We start from the raw sequence: 15,239 nt of genomic DNA on the forward strand, positions 1-15,239 counted from the left end.
GGCCGGATACCCGGCGAACCGGACGGGAAACCGGGGGAGTGGAAGGGGCCGGACGGTGGACTGTGTCCCACCGTCCGGCCCACGGCCGGGACCCGCGCCGGTCCCTGCAGCCTCGGCGCGGACCCCCGGTTCTCAGGGGGAACGCCAGTCGTTCCCGTCGTGGGCGGTGCCGTGCTGGGCACCCATCAGGAGCAGTCCGCCGTCGACGACCACCGACGTGCCGGTGATGTACCCGGCCGCGGGCGTCGCGAGGAACGCGACGGCGGCCGCCACCTCGGCGGCGTGCCCGGTGCGGCCGAGCGGGATGCCGGGCCGCCGCTGCTCGCGCGGGTCGGCGTCGGCCTGCCCGGTCATCGGTGTCGAGATCTCGCCCGGTGCCACGGAGTTCACGGTGATGGCGTGCTCGGCGAGTTCCATGGCGAGCACCTGCGTCAGCGCGCCCGCCCCGGCCTTGGCGGCGCAGTAGGGCGCGGCGCCGACGCGCGGGACGTGTTCGTGCACGCTGGTGATGGTGATGATCCGGCCGCCGCGGCCGGCGTCGATCATGTGCCGCGCCGCGCGCTGCGACAGGAGGAAGACGCCGTCGAGGTCGACGTCGAGGACTTCGCGCCACTTTTCGTAGCTGAGGTCGAGCACCCGCCGGCTGCTGCCGGTACCGGAGCAGTTGACCAGGACGTCGATGCCGCCGAGATCGCCTTCGAACGCGTCGATGACGTCGGCGGCTTCGGGCAGCCGGGTCAGGTCGAGCTGCCGGACGTGCGCCGTCACGCCGTGTGAGCGGACTTCGGCGGCGGTTTCTTCGGCGCCACCGGCGTCGGAGTGGTAGGTGATGCCCACGTCCAGACCCCCACCGGCGAGGGCGACGGCGACCGCGCGGCCGATGCCGGAGTCAGCGCCGGTCACGATGGCGCGTCGCGGCGAAGCGGCGTCGGCGGGCAGTGGTGCCGGCAAGGACACGGGCGGCTCCTCTCGTTCCGGGTCGGCTACCACGTCCACCCGGGACTAAACCCGGGCCGTCGCGGGCGTGGGCGGCGATCTCGGCCGATCGAACCGAAGTCGCCGGTGTGTCCGGGCTTCGGGCGGGTAACCGCGCCGTTCGCCGAACGGAAGGAACTCCCGTGAGCAAGCCGAATCCGATCGAACTGCAGAAGTACCTCGCCGGTGTCGACTACCCCGCCCAGCGCGACGATCTCGTGCGCGCCGCCGAGCGGAACGGGGCCGACGACGGGACCCTCGATGTCGTGCGCGGCTTGCCCGATCGGTCCTACGACGGGCCGAGTGGCGTCAGCAAGGAAATCGGCGGCTGACCCCTGAACGCGGCCCGGGCGGGATGCCGCCCGCCCGGGCCGTCACAGCCACGGACGCAACAACCGCGTCACCGCCGGCATCACCACGTACGTCATCGTCGTCAGCAGCACCACCGGGAACAGCGCCGCTCGCAGCGGCAACGGCCACGACTCCGTCAGCGGCACCACCCACGCCTGGAACTCCAGCACCAGGGGCTGGACCGCGACCAGCGAGATCAGCCAAGGCCCGCCCGGAAGCGGAAGGAACGTCTACAGCAAGGAACTGACCCGCGGCGGCACGGTCGCTCCCAGCTCGGCCACCGCCTTGCACACCTCCGCCGGGTCGATCTCCTCCAGACAGGGGTGCCCCGGCACCGGGCACACCCGCGCCCGGCTGTCGCGGCACGGCGCTCGCTGGTCGCCGAGCAGCACCACCGGGACGCCATACGGAGCCCAGCGCGACGCCGGGACCACTGGCGCGAACAGCGACACCACCGGTGTGCCCGCCGCCGCGGCCAGATGCGCCGGGCCGGTGTTGGGCGCCACGACCACCTGCGCGCCGGACAGCACCGCCGCCAGCTCGGCCAGCGACGTCCGGCCGCCGAGGTTCACCGCCGACGTTCCCGCCACGCACGCCGTCAGCTGCGCCTCGCCCGGGGCGCCCGTCACCAGCACCCGGTGGCCTTCGGCGGCCAGCGCCCGTACCACGCGGTGGCTCCACCCCGCCGACGGCTGCCGCGCCGGTACCGACGCCGCCGGGTGCACGACGACGTACGGACCGCCGCCCGTCAGCCGCGTGCTGGGCGGCAGCGGGCGCCGCAGGGCCAAGGCGCCGTGGTCGTCCGGCGGCAGCGCGTACCCCGCCGCCTCGGCGAGCGACAGCATCCGGACCGCTTCCGGCGGGTCGCCCCCGACGCGGTGGCGCAGGTCGAGCAGGCTGCCCGGGTAGTCCTCGGAAATCGCGCCGATCCACGGGACGCCCGCCTGCCGCAGCAACAGCGCCAACGGCAGCGGCGACTGGTGGAACGACGTCAGGATCAGCGCCCGGTCGAACGACTTCGCCCGGATGAGCGCGACGAACTCACCGGTGTCCTCGGCGGTGACCGGCGGCGGCGCGGGGTCGATCCACGGCGCCGTCCACGTGAGCACCTCGTCGACGCCCGGCAGCAGCTCGCCCGCGGCGCGCCCGTGCGGCCCGGCCAGCAGCGTCACGTGTGACGCCTGCGTGGCCACTGCGCGCAGGCACGGCCCCGCCAGCAGGACGTCCCCGAGGTTGTCCTGGCGGGCGACGAGCACCCGGCTCATCCGGCGACCCCGGCGACGCGCAGCGCTTCGGACAGGTCCCGCGCCACGGCGGCGTGCCGGCGCGCGCGGGCGATCTCGGGTTCGAGGGTGCGGGCCGTCGGCACCAGCACCGCGCGGGCGCCGGCGGCCAAAGCGGCGTCGACGTCGGCGCCGGTGTCGCCGATGACCACGCAGGACGCCGGATCGACGCCCAGCTCGTCCGCCGCGCGCAACACCATGCCGGGCCGGGGTTTGCGGCACTCGCAGCCGTCGCCGTCGTCGTGCACGCAGACCTGCCACGTGCCGAACGGACCCAGCAGCTCGTCCACGCGGGCGTTCACGGCGGCGAGCTGGTGCGGCGCGATCAGTCCTTTCGCGACACCCGACTGGTTGCTCACGATCCCGACCGGGATGCCGCGGTCCCGCAGCCCGCGGACCAGGTCGGCCGCGCCCGGCACCGGGCGGACCCCGGCCGGGTCGTTGAGGTAGGGGACGTCGACGATGAGCGTGTCGTCCCGGTCGAACAGAACCGCGACCGGTGGCTTCGGGCGCCGCGCCGCGATTTCCCCGCGGACGCGGTGGTAGCAGGCGGCCGGCGGGATGAGCGCGCTCGTGACGGCCATCCGCGCCACCTCGCCCGGGGTGCGGGGGCCCGGCAGGATCCGGCGGGTGGCGAACTCCGCCGTCAGCCCGGCCCAGATCCCGGCGGCGAGGACGGCTTTCCCGCGCTGCCGCAGCAAGGGGAGGGCCAGCGCGGTCAGACCGGCCACTGTGGACAGTGCGTGCAGCCCGAGCCGGCCTTGGCCCGCACCGGTGCGCTGGCGCCAGAGAACACCGTGCTTGGCGCGCATCAACGCGTTGTCCGCGTTGCCGCGCTGGGCTTTCACGCTGTAGAAGAACCCGCTTCGGCGCGCGGGGTGCGTCGTCAGCCGCTCACCCTGGTCGATCCGGTACCCGGCTTCGGCGACGCGCAGCGCGAGGTCGGAGTCCTCACGGAACGCGCGCGGGAACCGCTCGTCGAACCCGTTCACCTCGACGAGCGCGGCGCGCCGGTAGGCCATGTCCGCGGTGATCCACCGGGCCGTCTCCAGGCCCGCCGTGCCGCGCTCGTCGTCGGTCGGACGGCGGTCCGCGGGCAGCGGGACGGTGATCCGGCCCTGGGACGCGGCGACCTCCGGCGGCAGCCACAGCAGGTCTTCGGCGAGCTGCCGGGGCCAGTCCGGAGCGAGCACGACGTCGTCGTCGACGAAGGCGATCCACTCGCTCGCGGCCGTGCGCCAGCCGAGGTTCCGCGCGCCGGCCGGACCGCGCCCGCCCGAACGCAGGACGCGGACGCCGCCGGGAACGTCCAGTTCGGACCCGCCGGGGCGGTCGTCGACGACGAGGATCTCCGCCGGGCGCGGGCCGTCGCCGCCGAGCACGGTCTCCAGCAGCGGCCGAAGCGTCTCCCGGCCCGTCGTGGGGATCACCACGGTGTAGTCGAGCGAAGTCGTCACCGGACCGGGCTACCCGCGGGGTGCCCGGTCAAACGGCGTGTCGATCGTGGGTGCGCGGGTAACCGGGCGGGGACGAGAAGGAGGTGCGGATGATCGCGGGGACACTCGAAATCCGGAACCCGGCCGACGGCAGCGTGGTGGGCAGCGTGCCGACCGTGGGCGAGGACGAGATCGACGCCGTGCTGGCGCTGGCGAACGAAACCAAGGCCGCCTGGGCGCGGACGCCGGCCGCCGAGCGCGGCGCACTGCTGCACACCGCGGCCGAGCGGCTGCGCGCCCAAGCGGACGAACTGGCCGCCGCGAACGAGGCGGAAACGGGCCGCCCGCGCGACGAAGCCCGCGAAGGCGTGCTCGCCGGCGCCGGCACCCTGGACCAGTACGCCGAGCTCGGCCCGGTCCATCGCGGGCGCAGCCTGCTCGGCGACGCGGGCGCTACCGACCTGATGGTGCCCGAGCCGCGGGGCGTGGTCGTCGCGCTGACGCCGTGGAACGACCCGGTCGCGGTCGCCTGCGGCCTGCTCGGCGCCGCCCTGGCCACCGGGAACACGGTGGTGCACAAGCCGAGCGAACGCGCGCCGCACACCGGGCAGCTCCTGGGCGAGCTCCTCGGCGGCGTGTTCCCCGGCGGCGTGCTGCAGACCCTGCAGGGCGACGGCGGGGTCGGCGCGATCCTGGCGATGCGCGCCGACGTCGACGTGCTCGCCCACGTCGGCAGCACCGCGACCGGCCGGTCGATCGCCGCGAGTGCGGCCGCGACCGGGGCGAAGACGCTGCTCGAGAACGGCGGCAACGACCCCCTCGTCGTCGACGCGGACGTCGATCCGGCGTGGGCGGCGGGCCAGGCGGCGCTGGGCGCGTTCGCCAACTCCGGCCAGATCTGCGTCGCCGTCGAACGGATCTACGTCCACGAGGCCATCGCCGACGCCTTCCTCGCCGCGCTGGTCAAGGAGGCCGAGGCGCGGACCCTCGCCCCGCTGGTCGACCTCCGGCACCGCGACCACGTGCACTCGCACGTCGCGGACGCGGTCGAGCGCGGCGCCCGGGTGCTGACCGGGGGAGCGGTGCCCGACGGTCCCGGCGCGCACTACCCGGCGACCGTGCTCACGGCCTGCGCGTCCGACCTGCGGGTGATGCAGGAGGAGACGTTCGGCCCGGTGGCGCCGGTGCAGGTCGTCGCGAACTTCGACGACGGGCTCGCCGAAGCGGCGAAGGGCGACTACGGGCTGGCGGCGACCGTGCTCACGGCCTCGATGGCGAACGCCCAGCGCGCGTGGCGCGACCTGCCGGCCGGGACGGTGAAGGTCAACAACGTCTTCGGCGGCGCTCCCGGCGGCGCGGCGCACCCGAGGGGCCGCAGCGGCAACGGTTACGGCTACGGGCCGGAGCTGCTCGACGAGCTGACCCAGACGAAGCTCGTGCACGTGGCGCCGCCCGGATGACCGACCGGCACGGCAGAGCCGGGCGCCGGGTCCGGCTGAAGGCGGGGGACGAGGTCCGGCGGGGCCTCGCCGCCGCGTTCGGCACGGGCGGTACGGACGCCGAACGGCACGACCGGACGCCGCTGGGCTGGTTCGCCCGCGCGCTGCGGGTGCCCGGCCGCGAACGGCGGATCCTCGTCCAGACGGCGAAGGCCACGCTGGCGGCGACCGCGGCGTGGCTGCTGGCGACGCTGGTGCTGAAGCTGCCGCAGCCGTTCCTCGCGCCGTACGCGGCCATCTTCCTGGTGGAGGCGACCGTGTACCGGTCGCTGCGCGGGTGGCTGCAGCAGGTCGGCTCGGTGGCCACCGGGGTGCTCCTCGCCGCCGTGGCCGGTCAGCTCATCCCGTCGCAGGCGGTCGCGCTGGCCGTCGTCGTGTTCGTGGGCCTGCTCGCGGGGAACTGGCGGCGGTTCGGCGACGCGGGGGTCTGGGTGGGCGTCACCGGCATGCTGCTGATCTCCTACGGCACCGCCCGCGACGTTTCGCTGCTGGGCGACCGCCTCCTGGAGACGGCGCTGGGCGCAGCCATCGGCGTCGCGGTCAACACGCTGATCTTCCCGCCGCTCTACGGCGAACGCCTGGCCACGACGACCGACCGGCTCGCGACGGCGCTGGCGGGCCTGCTGGAGTCGATCTCGGACCTGGTGCGCCACGACGACCCGGGTGACCTCGAGGACCTGTTGGGGCAGGCGCAGGACACCCGGAGCCAGGTGCTGGCGGCCGAGGAGGCGGTCGGCCTGACCCGCGAGGGGCGGATGCTGAACCTCCGCCGTGGCCGCCCGACGTCCGGTGCCCGCCACGAACGTCCACTTCGGACGCTCACGGCGTTGTGGCCCGCCGTGGCGCAGCTGATCGCCGCGGTGCGCACCACGACCCAGGCCCGCGACCGGCACCCGTTCGAATACCCCTGGCCGGACGCGCGCGACACCCTGGCCGACCTGGTGCACCTGCTGGCGGGCGCGGTGCAGGCGGTGGCCGTCGTGGGGGAGCCGGTCGACCTGGAGGAGTGCCGCGCGCTGCTGGAGAAGCTCGAGGAGCGCCTGGTGACGGCGGACGAGGACGGCGTGCCGGCCCGGCTGGGCCTGAGCACGATGATCCTCCCCGCGCGGCTGCTGGTGGAGAAGCTGGAGAACCGCTGAGCGGTCAGGGCACCGCGATGGCCTCGGCTTCCGAGCGGTGGCGGCGGCAGGCCGTGCAGACCATCGTCTGGCCCAGCAGCGAGCCGTCCCCGGCGATCAGCCGGGCGACGTGCAACGAGGGCAGGCCGCACTCCTCGCACGGAATGGGCTTGCTGTCGCGGCTGATGAGCACTCGGTTCGGCACGGTATCCCCTCACTGTGGATGGTCCCGACCGCTTACCCCGTGTCCTGCGCCACACTCGTCCGGAGCAGTGACCTCACTCGAAAGGAGTAATCACGACGCCGGGTACTGCTGCGTTCCGAGCAGGGTCGCCAGGTGGACGGCGTTGCGGACCAGCGTCGCGTTCGTCGAGGCCACGGCCTTGGGCGTCTCGTCGAGGTCCTGGTAGTCGCCGCCCTGCATGGCCTCGCCGTTCCAGTACGTGCCACCCTGCGCCGGGATCGTGAAGCCAGTGTCGTTCAGCGCCTGGAACAGGTCCGCGATGATCTTGTGGGCGCCGTCCTCGTTGCCGACGACGGCGGCCACCGCGACCTTGCCGAACATCGCCGGCCGGCCCTCGTCGTCGGTTTCGGACAGTTCCGCGTCGAGCCGTTCCAGGACGCGCTGGGCGACGCTCGACATGTGGCCGACCCAGGTCGGCGTGGCGATCAGCAGGATGTCGGCGGCCGCGATCTTGCTCCGGATCTCCGGCCACTCGTCACCGGCGCCCATGTCGGCTTCGACGCCCGGGCGGACGTCGTGGTCGACCACCCGGACCACCTCGCCGGTGACCCCGCGCTCGGCGAAGAGGTCGAGCAGCTGACGCGTGATCAGGTCGCTGCTCGACTTCGCCGGCGACGGCTTGAGCGTGCAGGTCAGCGCGAGGACGCGCAGGGTCATGACTGCCTCCTGGGTTGGGTTCCGACGCCGACGTGCGTGAAGCCCGCGACGGCGCCGGGATCGAGCAGGTTCCGGGTGTCGACGACGACCGCCCGCGCGGCCGACGCGGCCAGCCGCGCCCAGTCGAGGTCCCGGAACTCCGGCCATTCGGTGAGCACGACCAGCGCGGCGGCGTCCTTGGCCACCAGGTACGGGTCGTCGACGACCTGGACGGCGTCCAGGCCGGGCACGGCACTCACGGCCGGGTCGTGGGCGGCCAGTTCGGCGCCCGCGCGGGCGAGGTCGGCCGCCACCGCGAGCGCGGGCGAGTCGCGCAGGTCGCCGGTGCCCGCCTTGAACGCCAGGCCCAGCAGGCCGATCCGCGTGCCGGCGAGGGAGCCCGCGGGCGACCCGGTGACGGCCTGGCGGACGGCTCGCACGACCCGCGCGCGTTGCCGGGCATTGACGCGGACCGCGTCCCGGAGGATGCCGAATTCGACGCCGGCGGACTCGGCCGCGTGCAGCAGCGCCGAGGTGTCCTTCGGCAGGCACGAGCCGCCCCAGCCGGGACCGGGGGCGAGGAACTCCGGGCCGATCCGCGCGTCCAGGCCCATGGTGCGGGCGACCTCGCGGACGTCCGCCCCGAACCGCTCGCACAGTTCGGCGAGGACGTTCACGTAGGACAGCTTCACCGCGAGGAACGCGTTGCTCGCGTACTTCGCGAGCTCGGCGCTGGCCGAGTCGGTCGCCACCACGGGCGCGCCGGTCGGCTCGTACAGCCGCGCGACGCGGTGTCCGGCGGGCGAGCCCGGCGGGTCGGTCCCCACCACGACCCGGTCCGGGTGCAGGAAGTCGTCGACGGCGTGGCCTTCGCGCAGGAACTCCGGGTTGGCCACGACCGGCAGGTCGTCCCGGCCCAGCAGCCCCGGGATCCGGGCCGCGGTGCCGACCGGGACCGTCGACTTCGTGACCACCACGCAGCCGGGCCGCAGCAGCCGGCCCAGCTGCGGCAGGACGTGTTCGAGCACGCCGAGGTCGGGCCGTCCGTCCTCGGCGGGCGGGGTCGGCAGGCACAGGAACACCAGGTCGGCGCCGTACAGCTCGGCCTGGGCGTCGGTGAAGGTGAGCGTGCCGTCGCCGAGGCCCTGGGCGACCAGCTCGGCCAGGCGGGGCTCGGCGATGGCGACCTCGCCGCGGCCGAGGGCGTCCACTTTGGACTCGTCGGCGTCCACACAGGTCACCCGGTGCCCGAGCCGCGCGAAGCAGGCGGCACTGGTCAGGCCGACGTAGCCCGCGCCGACGATCCCGATGTGCTCAGCCATGCGCCACCCGCGCCTCCAGGGCCGACCGGGTCGCGGCCAGCACGCGTTCCTCGCCGAGCAGCAGCAATCCGCCGTCGGGCTCCTCGCCGTGCGGATCGCCGACGTTGCCGGCCCACAGCACGACGTGCTGCCGCGCGGCCGGCGGCGGTCCCCACAGCCGCGGCGGCGTCGGGCCGAACAGCAGCACCGACGGTGTGCCGAACGCGGTCGCGAGGTGCCCGACCCCGGTGTCACCGCAGACGACCAGCGCGGCCCCGGCCACCAGCGCGGCCAGTTCCGCCAGATCCGTCCGTCCGGCCAGCACGGCGTCTTCGCCGAGCCCGGCCCGGTCGGCGATCGACGTCGCCAGCTCGCGCTCGGCGGCGCTGCCGGTGAGCACCACGCGGTGCCCGGCCGCGGCGAGCGCCCGCACCACGCCGGCGAACCGCTCCGGCGGCCAGCGGCGTGCGGGGAACGCGGCGCCGGGGTGCACCACGACGGCGTCCGGCGCGGGGCTCGGGCCCGGCGGCGCCGGCAGCCGCAGCGCCGTGCGGTCCGCTTCCAGGTGGGCGTACTCGACGAGCCGGCACCAGCGGTCGACCTCGTGGACGTCGTCGCGCCATTCGAGGCCGGGGACGTCGGGGAAGTCCGGGTGGTGGTGGGTCAGCACCTCGGCGGGGTCGGTGGCCAGCAGGTCGTGGAGGCTCTCCGGGCCGCTGCCGTGCAGGTTCACGGCGAGTCTCGGCGGGGGCCCGGGCCACGCGAGGTCGCCCAGGCCCGCGGTCGGCAGCAGCTCGTCGACCGCGTCGATCAGCTCGACGAGGTCGCGCAGCCCCTCCGGCGCGGCCAGGACCAGGCGGTCGTCCGGGTACGCCGCGCGCAGCGCCCGCAGCGCGGGAACCCCGGTCAGCAGGTCGCCGAGCCCGAGCGCGCGCAGCACGAGGACCGCGGAGCTCACGGCCACGACCCCTCCTCGGACGCGCACACGACGAGTTCGCGCACCTCGGAGCCGGGCGGCTGCTGGAGCGCGAAGACGACGGTGTTCGCGACGTTCTCCGGCTGGTTGAGCTTCGCGTCCGGCGGCGGCTTGTACTGGTCGGTGCGGCCGTCGAAGAAGTGCGTCCACATCCCGCCCGGGATCAGCAGCGTGACGCCGACGCGCCCGGCCAGCTCCGCGGCCAACGCGCGGGTGAACCCGACGACGCCGAACTTCGAGGCGCAGTAGGCGGTCGCGTCGCTCACGGCCTTGATGCCCAAAGTGGACGCCACGGTGACGACGGTTCCGTGTGACCGCTCCAGGTAGGGGAGCGCGGCGCGGATCACCGCGACGGTGCCGAGCAAGTTCACCTTGACCACCCGCTCCCAGTCTTCGGTGGACACTCCGCCGAGCGGGCCGCAGGCATCGGTGCCGGCGGCGGTGAACACGCCGTCCAGGCCGCCTGCGCGGTCGGCGAGCTCGCGCACCGCGGCCTCGGTCGCGGCCGTGTCGGTCAAGTCAGCTTCGACGTATTCGGCCGGGTCTTCGGGCCGGACGCGGTCGAGGACGTACGGGGTGCCGCCCGCCTTGCGGACGGCGTCGACGGTGGCGGCACCGAGGCCGGAGGCGCCACCGGTGATCAGGACGTTGCCGAGGGGTCGCATCGCACTCCTTCGGGAGATAAGGGGATTCAGGCACTGGCCGCCGCGGCGACCAGCCGCGACGTCGAATAGCCGGGGACGGTCGGGACGAGCACGACCTCGCCGCCGTGGCGCTCGACGACCTCGCGTTCGGGCAGGTCGGCGGCCGCGTAGTCGCCGCCCTTGACCCACACGTGCGGGCGCAGCCGGTCCAGCACGGCCGCCGGCGAGTCCTCGTCGAACACCGCGACCGCGTCCACGAAGGACAACGCGGTCAGCAGCCGCGCCCGGTCGCGGTCGCGCACGAGCGGACGGCCGGGTCCCTTGAGGGCCCGTACCGAACTGTCGGAGTTGAGGCAGACGACGAGCGCGTCGCCGAGGGCGCGGGCTTGCCGCAGCAGGCTTACGTGCCCGGGGTGCAGCAGGTCGAAGCAGCCGCCGGTGGCGATGAGCCGGCCGCCGCGGTCGCGGACACGTTCGGCGAGGCCGAAGGCGTCGGTGGCCGGCTGCGGGTCGGGCACCGGACCGTCGTTCGTGGACAGTGCGGTGGCGCCGCCGTCGGTGACGAACCGGGCGGCCGCCTCGACCGCGGTCGTGACGGCTTCCCCGGCGCCGGCCCCGGCGAGCAGGGCCGCGGTGGCGGCCGCGGCGAACCGGTCGCCGGCGCCGCACGTGTCGGGTGCGGCGTGCCCCGGCGCCCGCGCCGCGGCGGGGATCGGCACGGCCGTTTCGCCGAAGCCGTCGGACAGCACGGCGCCGCGCGAGCCGACGGTCACCGCGACCGCGCCGGCGTGCCAGTGCCCGCGCAGCAGCTTGGCCAGCTCGGCCGGCTCTTCGTGCCCGGCGAGCACCGCGCGGGCCTCCGCGAGGTTCGGGGTGACCAGCGCGAGGCCGGGTACCGGCTGGGCGCCGCGCGGGTGCGGGTCCCAGACGACCGGGATCCGCTCGGCCCGGTCGCGCAGGAGCCGCCGGACGTGCGGGTTGCGCGTCAGGCCGCGCCCGTAGTCGGCGACGAGGATCGCGCCGGCTTCTTCGAGGGCCTCCCGCACGGGGTCGGGCAGCGGGCCGGTGGTGGCCGTGCCGTCGCCGGAATCCAGGCGCAGCAACGACTGCCCGCCCGCGCGGACGCGGGTCTTGCACACCGTGGTGCCGCGCAGCGGCAGCGGCAGCACGGTGACGTCGGGTTCGAGCAGGCCGGTGAGCGCGTGGCCGCCTTCGTCGTCGCCCAGTGGCGTCACCAAGACGACTTCGGGCGCGGACCGCGCGGCCAGCAGCGCGGCGAGGCCGGCGCCACCCGGGCGGCGGCGCCGCGAGGTCAGGTCGACCACCGGCACCGGCGCCTCCGGGCACAGCCGCTCGGCGGTGCCTTCGGCGTCGACGTCGAGCAGCGTGTCGCCGAGGACGACCAGCGGCCTCACGCGGTCACCCCGAGCGCGTCGTCGAGCGCCGCGCACAGGCCGTGCACCAGGGCGAGGTGCATTTCCTGAACCGTCGCGACGGTCGGCGCTTCGACCGTCACGGCGTCGTCGCACAACGCCGCGAGGGGGTTCGGCGCGGGCCCGGTCAGCGCCCACGTCGTGACGCCCAGTTCGTGCGCGGCCTTCGCCGCGGCGACGACGTTCGGGCTGGTCCCGCTGGTGGACAGGCAGACCAGGACGTCACCCGGCCGCCCGTGCGCGCGCACCTGGCGGGCGAAGACCTCGTGGTCGCCGTAGTCGTTGACGATGGCCGTGGTGGCGGAGGTGTCCGCGTGCAGCGCGATCGCCGACAGCGGCTGCCGCTCGTGGCGGAACCGCCCGACGAGCTCGCCGGTCAGGTGCTGGGCTTCGGCCGCGCTGCCGCCGTTGCCGCAGGCGAGCAGGCGGCCGCCGGCCTCGAAGACACCCGCCAGGTGCCGGCCCCAGCCGGTGATCTTCGGCGCGGATTCGCTGGTCCGCCGGGCGGCCTCGGCCAGAGCGGCGAGATGGTCTTCCATCACGGCACCTCCTTCTCCTCCGGCGACGCCGCGCCGGCTCGTGTCGGACGGGGACGCCGGAGCACGAACGGCCCCAGCGCCAGCAGGTCGATCGGCGCCGAGCCGAAGCACTCGAGCGCGTCGCGGGGCGAGTCGACCATCGGCCGGCCCGCGGTGTTGAGGCTGGTGTTGATCACGACCGGCAGGCCGGTGCGCCGTTCGAACCCGGCGAGCATCCGTGCCAGCACGGGGTTTTCGCGGTCTTCGACGGTCTGGACGCGGGCCGTGCCGTCGACGTGCGTGACGGCGGGGATCTTCTGCCGCCAGTCCTCGGCGACGTCGTGCACGAACAGCATGTAGGGGCTCGGCAGCGGGCCGCGGCTGAAGATGGTGGCCGCCCGCTCGGCGCGCACCATCGGCGCCACCGGGCGGAACTGCTCGCGGCCCTTGACGTCGTTGAGGCGTTCGAGGTTCGCCTTCCGTCCCGGGTGGGCCAGCAGCGACCGGTGCCCCAGCGCCCGCGGCCCGAACTCGGCGCGGCCCTGGAACCAGGCCACGACGGCGTCGTCCGCGAGCGCTTCGGCGACGGTTTCGGCGACGTCGCCGGGGCGTTCGTAAGGCAGCTTCGCCTTGATGAGGATCTCTTCGAGCTGCTCGTCGGTCCACTCGCGACCGAGCCCGGCGTCGCCCATCGGCGCACCGCGTTCCCCGGCGTCGGCGGCCAGCTGCAGGGCCGCGCCCAGCGCCGTGCCCGCGTCACCCGCCGCGGGCTGCACCCACACCCGGTCGAACGGGCCTTCGGCGTGCAGCCGGCTGTTGGCGACGCAGTTGAGCGCGATCCCGCCCGCCAGCGCGAGGTCACGGTGGCCGGTGCGGTCGTGCAGCCAGTCCGTCAGCTCCAGCAGGATGTCCTCGAGGACTTTCTGGACACTCGCGGCCAGATCGGCGTGCCGCCGGGTCAGTTCCTCGCCGGCTTCCCGGCGCGGGGCCAGTGCCGCCAGGTCGACGCCGGCGGCGTGGAAGCCGCCGTCGCCGGTGACGTGGACGTGCTCGCAGAGTTCGTCGAGGTACTCGGGCTTGCCGTAGGAGGCCAGCGCCATGACCTTGTACTCGTCGCTGGACCGGGCGAAGCCGAGGTGCTCGGTCAGGTCTTCGTAGAGCAGGCCGAGCGAATGCGGGAGCTTCTGCGCGGCCAGTTCCTTGAACCGGCCGTCGCGGTACTCACCGGCCAGGTAGGACGTGCTCTCGCCGCGCCCGTCGGCCACCAGCACGGCGCAGTCGCCGAACGGCGCGGCCAGCGCGGCCGACGCGGCGTGCGCGACGTGGTGGCGGACGAACCGGACGATGCCCGGGTCCAGACCGGGCAAAGCGGACTTGAGGAACAGCGGGGCCCGCTTCGCGAACTCGGTCCGCAGTTCCTCGCCGCTCGGGTCGTGCCCGGCCAGACCGGGCTCGACCAGCGCGGGGTCGTAGGAGTAGCCGACGGCGTCGAGGTCCTTCGCGGACAGGCCGGCCTGTTCGAGGCACCAGGCCGCGGCCTGCGCGGGTTGTTCCCACGTGGAGAACGGGACGGCCTGCTTGCCGTGCTTGCGGCGGCTGAAGCGTTCTTCTTCGGCCGCGGCGACGATCTCGCCGTCCACCACCAGCGCGGCGGCCGGGTCGTGGAAGACGGCGTTGATCCCGAGGATGCGCATCGACCTGCCTCTGGCATTCCGGTGCGGACTTCTTGGCCGGTCCGCTCTCGCCTATAGCGCTACCCGGCGAAGTCACCCATAAACGATTGCGCCCGAATGCCCTGGGCGTCGCTACTCAGCGCAGCGGCGCCCGGCGGAACCACGCCGCCGTCCGCCGGAGCCCATCGTCGGCGTCGATCTTCGGTTCCCACCCGAGGACGTCCCGCGCGAGGCCGATGTCGGGGCAGCGGCGCTTCGGGTCGTCGACGACCGCGTCGATCTCCTCGATGGGCGAGCCGGACCCGGTGATGTCCTTGATCCGCTCGGCGACCTGGCGGACGGTCAGCTCGTGCGGGTTGCCGATGTTGACCGGGCCGGGGTGGCCCGACCGCGCGAGGGCGACGAGGCCGCGGACGGTGTCCTCGACGTAGCAGATGGACCGCGTCTGCTCGCCGGTCCCGGTGACCGTGATCGGTTCGCCCTTGAGGGCCTGGTCGAGGAACGCGGGGATCATCCGGCCGTCGTGGGCGCGCATGCCGGGGCCGTAGGTGTTGAAGATCCGCGCGATCCCGGTGTCGACGCCGTGCTCCCGGCGGTAGGCCGACGTCAGTGCCTCGGCGAAGCGCTTGGCCTCGTCGTAGACGCTGCGCGGCCCGATCGGGTTGACGTTGCCCCAGTACTCCTCGCGCTGCGGGTGCTCCAGGGGATCGCCGTACACCTCGCTGGTCGAGGCGAGGACGAACCGGGCGCCGTCGCGGCGGGCGAGGTCGAGGGCGTGCTCGGTGCCGTGCGAGCCGGCGCGCAGCGTCTCCAGGGGCAGGGCCAGGTAGTCGCGCGGCGACGCGGCCGAGGCCAGGTGGAACACGACGTCGGCCCGGCAGTGCAGCGGCATCGGCTGGGTGACGTCGTGGCGCACGAACCGGAACTTGTCGTGGCGGCGCAGCGCGTCGAGGGTGTCGGCCGAGGACGTCGCGAGGTTGTCCACGGCGATCACTTCGACGTCCTCTTCGAGCAGCAGCTCGCACAGGTGCGCGCCGACGAAGCCGGCACCCCCAGTCACGACCGCGCGTTCGAACCGCCTGGGCACTCCCGGATCCGTCATGCCGTTGCGGCTACCCGGGCGTAGTGGGCGCAAACCCCGTTTAGGCCGCG

16 protein-coding genes are annotated in these 15,239 nt (G+C 74.5%); 3 read left to right on the plus strand and 13 right to left on the minus strand.

Translation table 11 applies throughout. From position 1 onward, the window contains the following. Positions 1-132: 132 nt before the first annotated feature. The gene (locus BLV96_RS03090) at positions 133-957 is read right to left on the minus strand and encodes an SDR family oxidoreductase (RefSeq protein WP_086684812.1); all 825 of its coding nucleotides are present in this window, start codon (positions 955-957) and stop codon (positions 133-135) included. A gap of 161 nt (positions 958-1,118) precedes the next feature. Between BLV96_RS03090 and BLV96_RS03095 the strand changes: the two genes are divergently transcribed. Further along, the gene (locus BLV96_RS03095) at positions 1,119-1,307 is read left to right on the plus strand and encodes a DUF2795 domain-containing protein (RefSeq protein ID WP_086684815.1); all 189 of its coding nucleotides are present in this window, start codon (positions 1,119-1,121) and stop codon (positions 1,305-1,307) included. Positions 1,308-1,349: 42 nt separating this feature from the next. Here the strand turns inward: BLV96_RS03095 and BLV96_RS49665 are convergent, their stop codons facing one another. Genes BLV96_RS49665 through BLV96_RS03105 form a run of 3 tightly spaced genes read right to left on the minus strand, consistent with a single transcriptional unit; the run spans position 1,350 to position 4,066 of the window. Continuing rightward, on the minus strand, positions 1,350-1,496 hold the full coding sequence (locus BLV96_RS49665; protein ID WP_158104242.1) for a putative antibiotic biosynthesis monooxygenase: 147 nt from the start codon (positions 1,494-1,496) through the stop codon (positions 1,350-1,352). A gap of 60 nt (positions 1,497-1,556) precedes the next feature. Further along, positions 1,557-2,591 (minus strand): glycosyltransferase family 9 protein, encoded by a 1,035-nt coding sequence (locus tag BLV96_RS03100; protein ID WP_086684818.1) that lies wholly within the window; start codon positions 2,589-2,591, stop codon positions 1,557-1,559. Beyond that, positions 2,588-4,066 (minus strand): HAD-IIIA family hydrolase, encoded by a 1,479-nt coding sequence (locus BLV96_RS03105; RefSeq protein WP_091388722.1) that lies wholly within the window; start codon positions 4,064-4,066, stop codon positions 2,588-2,590. The genes BLV96_RS03100 and BLV96_RS03105 overlap by 4 nt, the downstream gene beginning before the upstream one ends. An 89-nt stretch (positions 4,067-4,155) precedes the next feature. Here BLV96_RS03105 and BLV96_RS03110 point away from each other — a divergent pair, with 89 nt between their 5' ends. Both BLV96_RS03110 and BLV96_RS03115 read left to right on the plus strand, forming a co-directional pair. Continuing rightward, positions 4,156-5,505, plus strand: coding sequence for an aldehyde dehydrogenase family protein (locus tag BLV96_RS03110; protein ID WP_086680129.1), 1,350 nt, complete (start codon positions 4,156-4,158; stop codon positions 5,503-5,505). Further along, a complete protein-coding gene (locus tag BLV96_RS03115) occupies positions 5,502-6,683 on the plus strand; it encodes an FUSC family protein (protein WP_086680127.1) in 1,182 nt (393 codons plus the stop codon). Before BLV96_RS03110 ends, BLV96_RS03115 begins: the two co-directional genes overlap by 4 nt. Positions 6,684-6,687: 4 nt before the next feature. Here BLV96_RS03115 and BLV96_RS03120 read toward each other — a convergent pair whose 3' ends face one another. The 9 genes from BLV96_RS03120 to BLV96_RS03160 all read right to left on the minus strand — a co-directional run bounded on the left by BLV96_RS03120 (position 6,688) and on the right by BLV96_RS03160 (position 15,189). Then, entirely contained in the window at positions 6,688-6,867 is a 180-nt protein-coding gene (locus BLV96_RS03120) for a hypothetical protein (protein WP_086680125.1), read from the minus strand. 90 nt (positions 6,868-6,957) lie between these two features. Then, positions 6,958-7,563 carry a flavodoxin family protein gene (locus BLV96_RS03125; protein WP_086680123.1) on the minus strand — a complete coding sequence of 202 codons (606 nt, stop codon included), beginning with the start codon at positions 7,561-7,563 and terminating at the stop codon, positions 6,958-6,960. Then, the gene (locus tag BLV96_RS03130; protein ID WP_086680121.1) at positions 7,560-8,864 is read right to left on the minus strand and encodes a UDP-glucose dehydrogenase family protein; all 1,305 of its coding nucleotides are present in this window, start codon (positions 8,862-8,864) and stop codon (positions 7,560-7,562) included. The genes BLV96_RS03125 and BLV96_RS03130 overlap by 4 nt, the downstream gene beginning before the upstream one ends. Beyond that, the gene (locus tag BLV96_RS03135; RefSeq protein WP_086680119.1) at positions 8,857-9,807 is read right to left on the minus strand and encodes a glycosyltransferase family 9 protein; all 951 of its coding nucleotides are present in this window, start codon (positions 9,805-9,807) and stop codon (positions 8,857-8,859) included. The genes BLV96_RS03130 and BLV96_RS03135 overlap by 8 nt, the downstream gene beginning before the upstream one ends. Further along, entirely contained in the window at positions 9,798-10,484 is a 687-nt protein-coding gene (locus tag BLV96_RS03140) for an SDR family oxidoreductase (RefSeq protein ID WP_086680117.1), read from the minus strand. The genes BLV96_RS03135 and BLV96_RS03140 overlap by 10 nt, the downstream gene beginning before the upstream one ends. 26 nt (positions 10,485-10,510) lie before the next feature. Then, complete coding sequence (locus BLV96_RS03145; RefSeq protein ID WP_086680116.1) at positions 10,511-11,878, minus strand: PfkB family carbohydrate kinase; 1,368 nt, start codon at positions 11,876-11,878, stop codon at positions 10,511-10,513. Next, positions 11,875-12,435, minus strand: a complete 561-nt coding sequence (locus tag BLV96_RS03150) for a D-sedoheptulose-7-phosphate isomerase (protein WP_086680114.1) — start codon at positions 12,433-12,435, stop codon at positions 11,875-11,877. Before BLV96_RS03150 ends, BLV96_RS03145 begins: the two co-directional genes overlap by 4 nt. Further along, positions 12,435-14,108, minus strand: coding sequence for a carbamoyltransferase family protein (locus BLV96_RS03155; protein ID WP_086680112.1), 1,674 nt, complete (start codon positions 14,106-14,108; stop codon positions 12,435-12,437). The genes BLV96_RS03150 and BLV96_RS03155 overlap by 1 nt, the downstream gene beginning before the upstream one ends. A 115-nt stretch (positions 14,109-14,223) precedes the next feature. Beyond that, on the minus strand, positions 14,224-15,189 hold the full coding sequence (locus tag BLV96_RS03160; RefSeq protein WP_208608121.1) for a UDP-glucuronic acid decarboxylase family protein: 966 nt from the start codon (positions 15,187-15,189) through the stop codon (positions 14,224-14,226). Positions 15,190-15,239: the final 50 nt, after the last annotated feature.

This window comes from Amycolatopsis pretoriensis, from assembly GCF_900107925.1.
Lineage (GTDB): Bacteria > Actinomycetota > Actinomycetes > Mycobacteriales > Pseudonocardiaceae > Amycolatopsis > Amycolatopsis pretoriensis.

Bases quoted from the DNA above. Each gene is read 5' to 3' on its own strand.
- BLV96_RS03100 (WP_086684818.1), bottom strand. From the start codon at position 2,591: ATGAGCCGGGTGCTCGTCGCCCGCCAGGACAACCTCGGGGACGTCCTG.
- BLV96_RS03110 (WP_086680129.1), top strand. From the start codon at position 4,156: ATGATCGCGGGGACACTCGAAATCCGGAACCCGGCCGACGGCAGCGTG.
- BLV96_RS03115 (WP_086680127.1), top strand. From the start codon at position 5,502: ATGACCGACCGGCACGGCAGAGCCGGGCGCCGGGTCCGGCTGAAGGCG.
- BLV96_RS03125 (WP_086680123.1), bottom strand. From the start codon at position 7,563: ATGACCCTGCGCGTCCTCGCGCTGACCTGCACGCTCAAGCCGTCGCCG.
- BLV96_RS03130 (WP_086680121.1), bottom strand. From the start codon at position 8,864: ATGGCTGAGCACATCGGGATCGTCGGCGCGGGCTACGTCGGCCTGACC.
- BLV96_RS03140 (WP_086680117.1), bottom strand. From the start codon at position 10,484: ATGCGACCCCTCGGCAACGTCCTGATCACCGGTGGCGCCTCCGGCCTC.
- BLV96_RS03150 (WP_086680114.1), bottom strand. From the start codon at position 12,435: ATGGAAGACCATCTCGCCGCTCTGGCCGAGGCCGCCCGGCGGACCAGC.
- BLV96_RS03155 (WP_086680112.1), bottom strand. From the start codon at position 14,108: ATGCGCATCCTCGGGATCAACGCCGTCTTCCACGACCCGGCCGCCGCG.
- BLV96_RS03160 (WP_208608121.1), bottom strand. From the start codon at position 15,189: ATGACGGATCCGGGAGTGCCCAGGCGGTTCGAACGCGCGGTCGTGACT.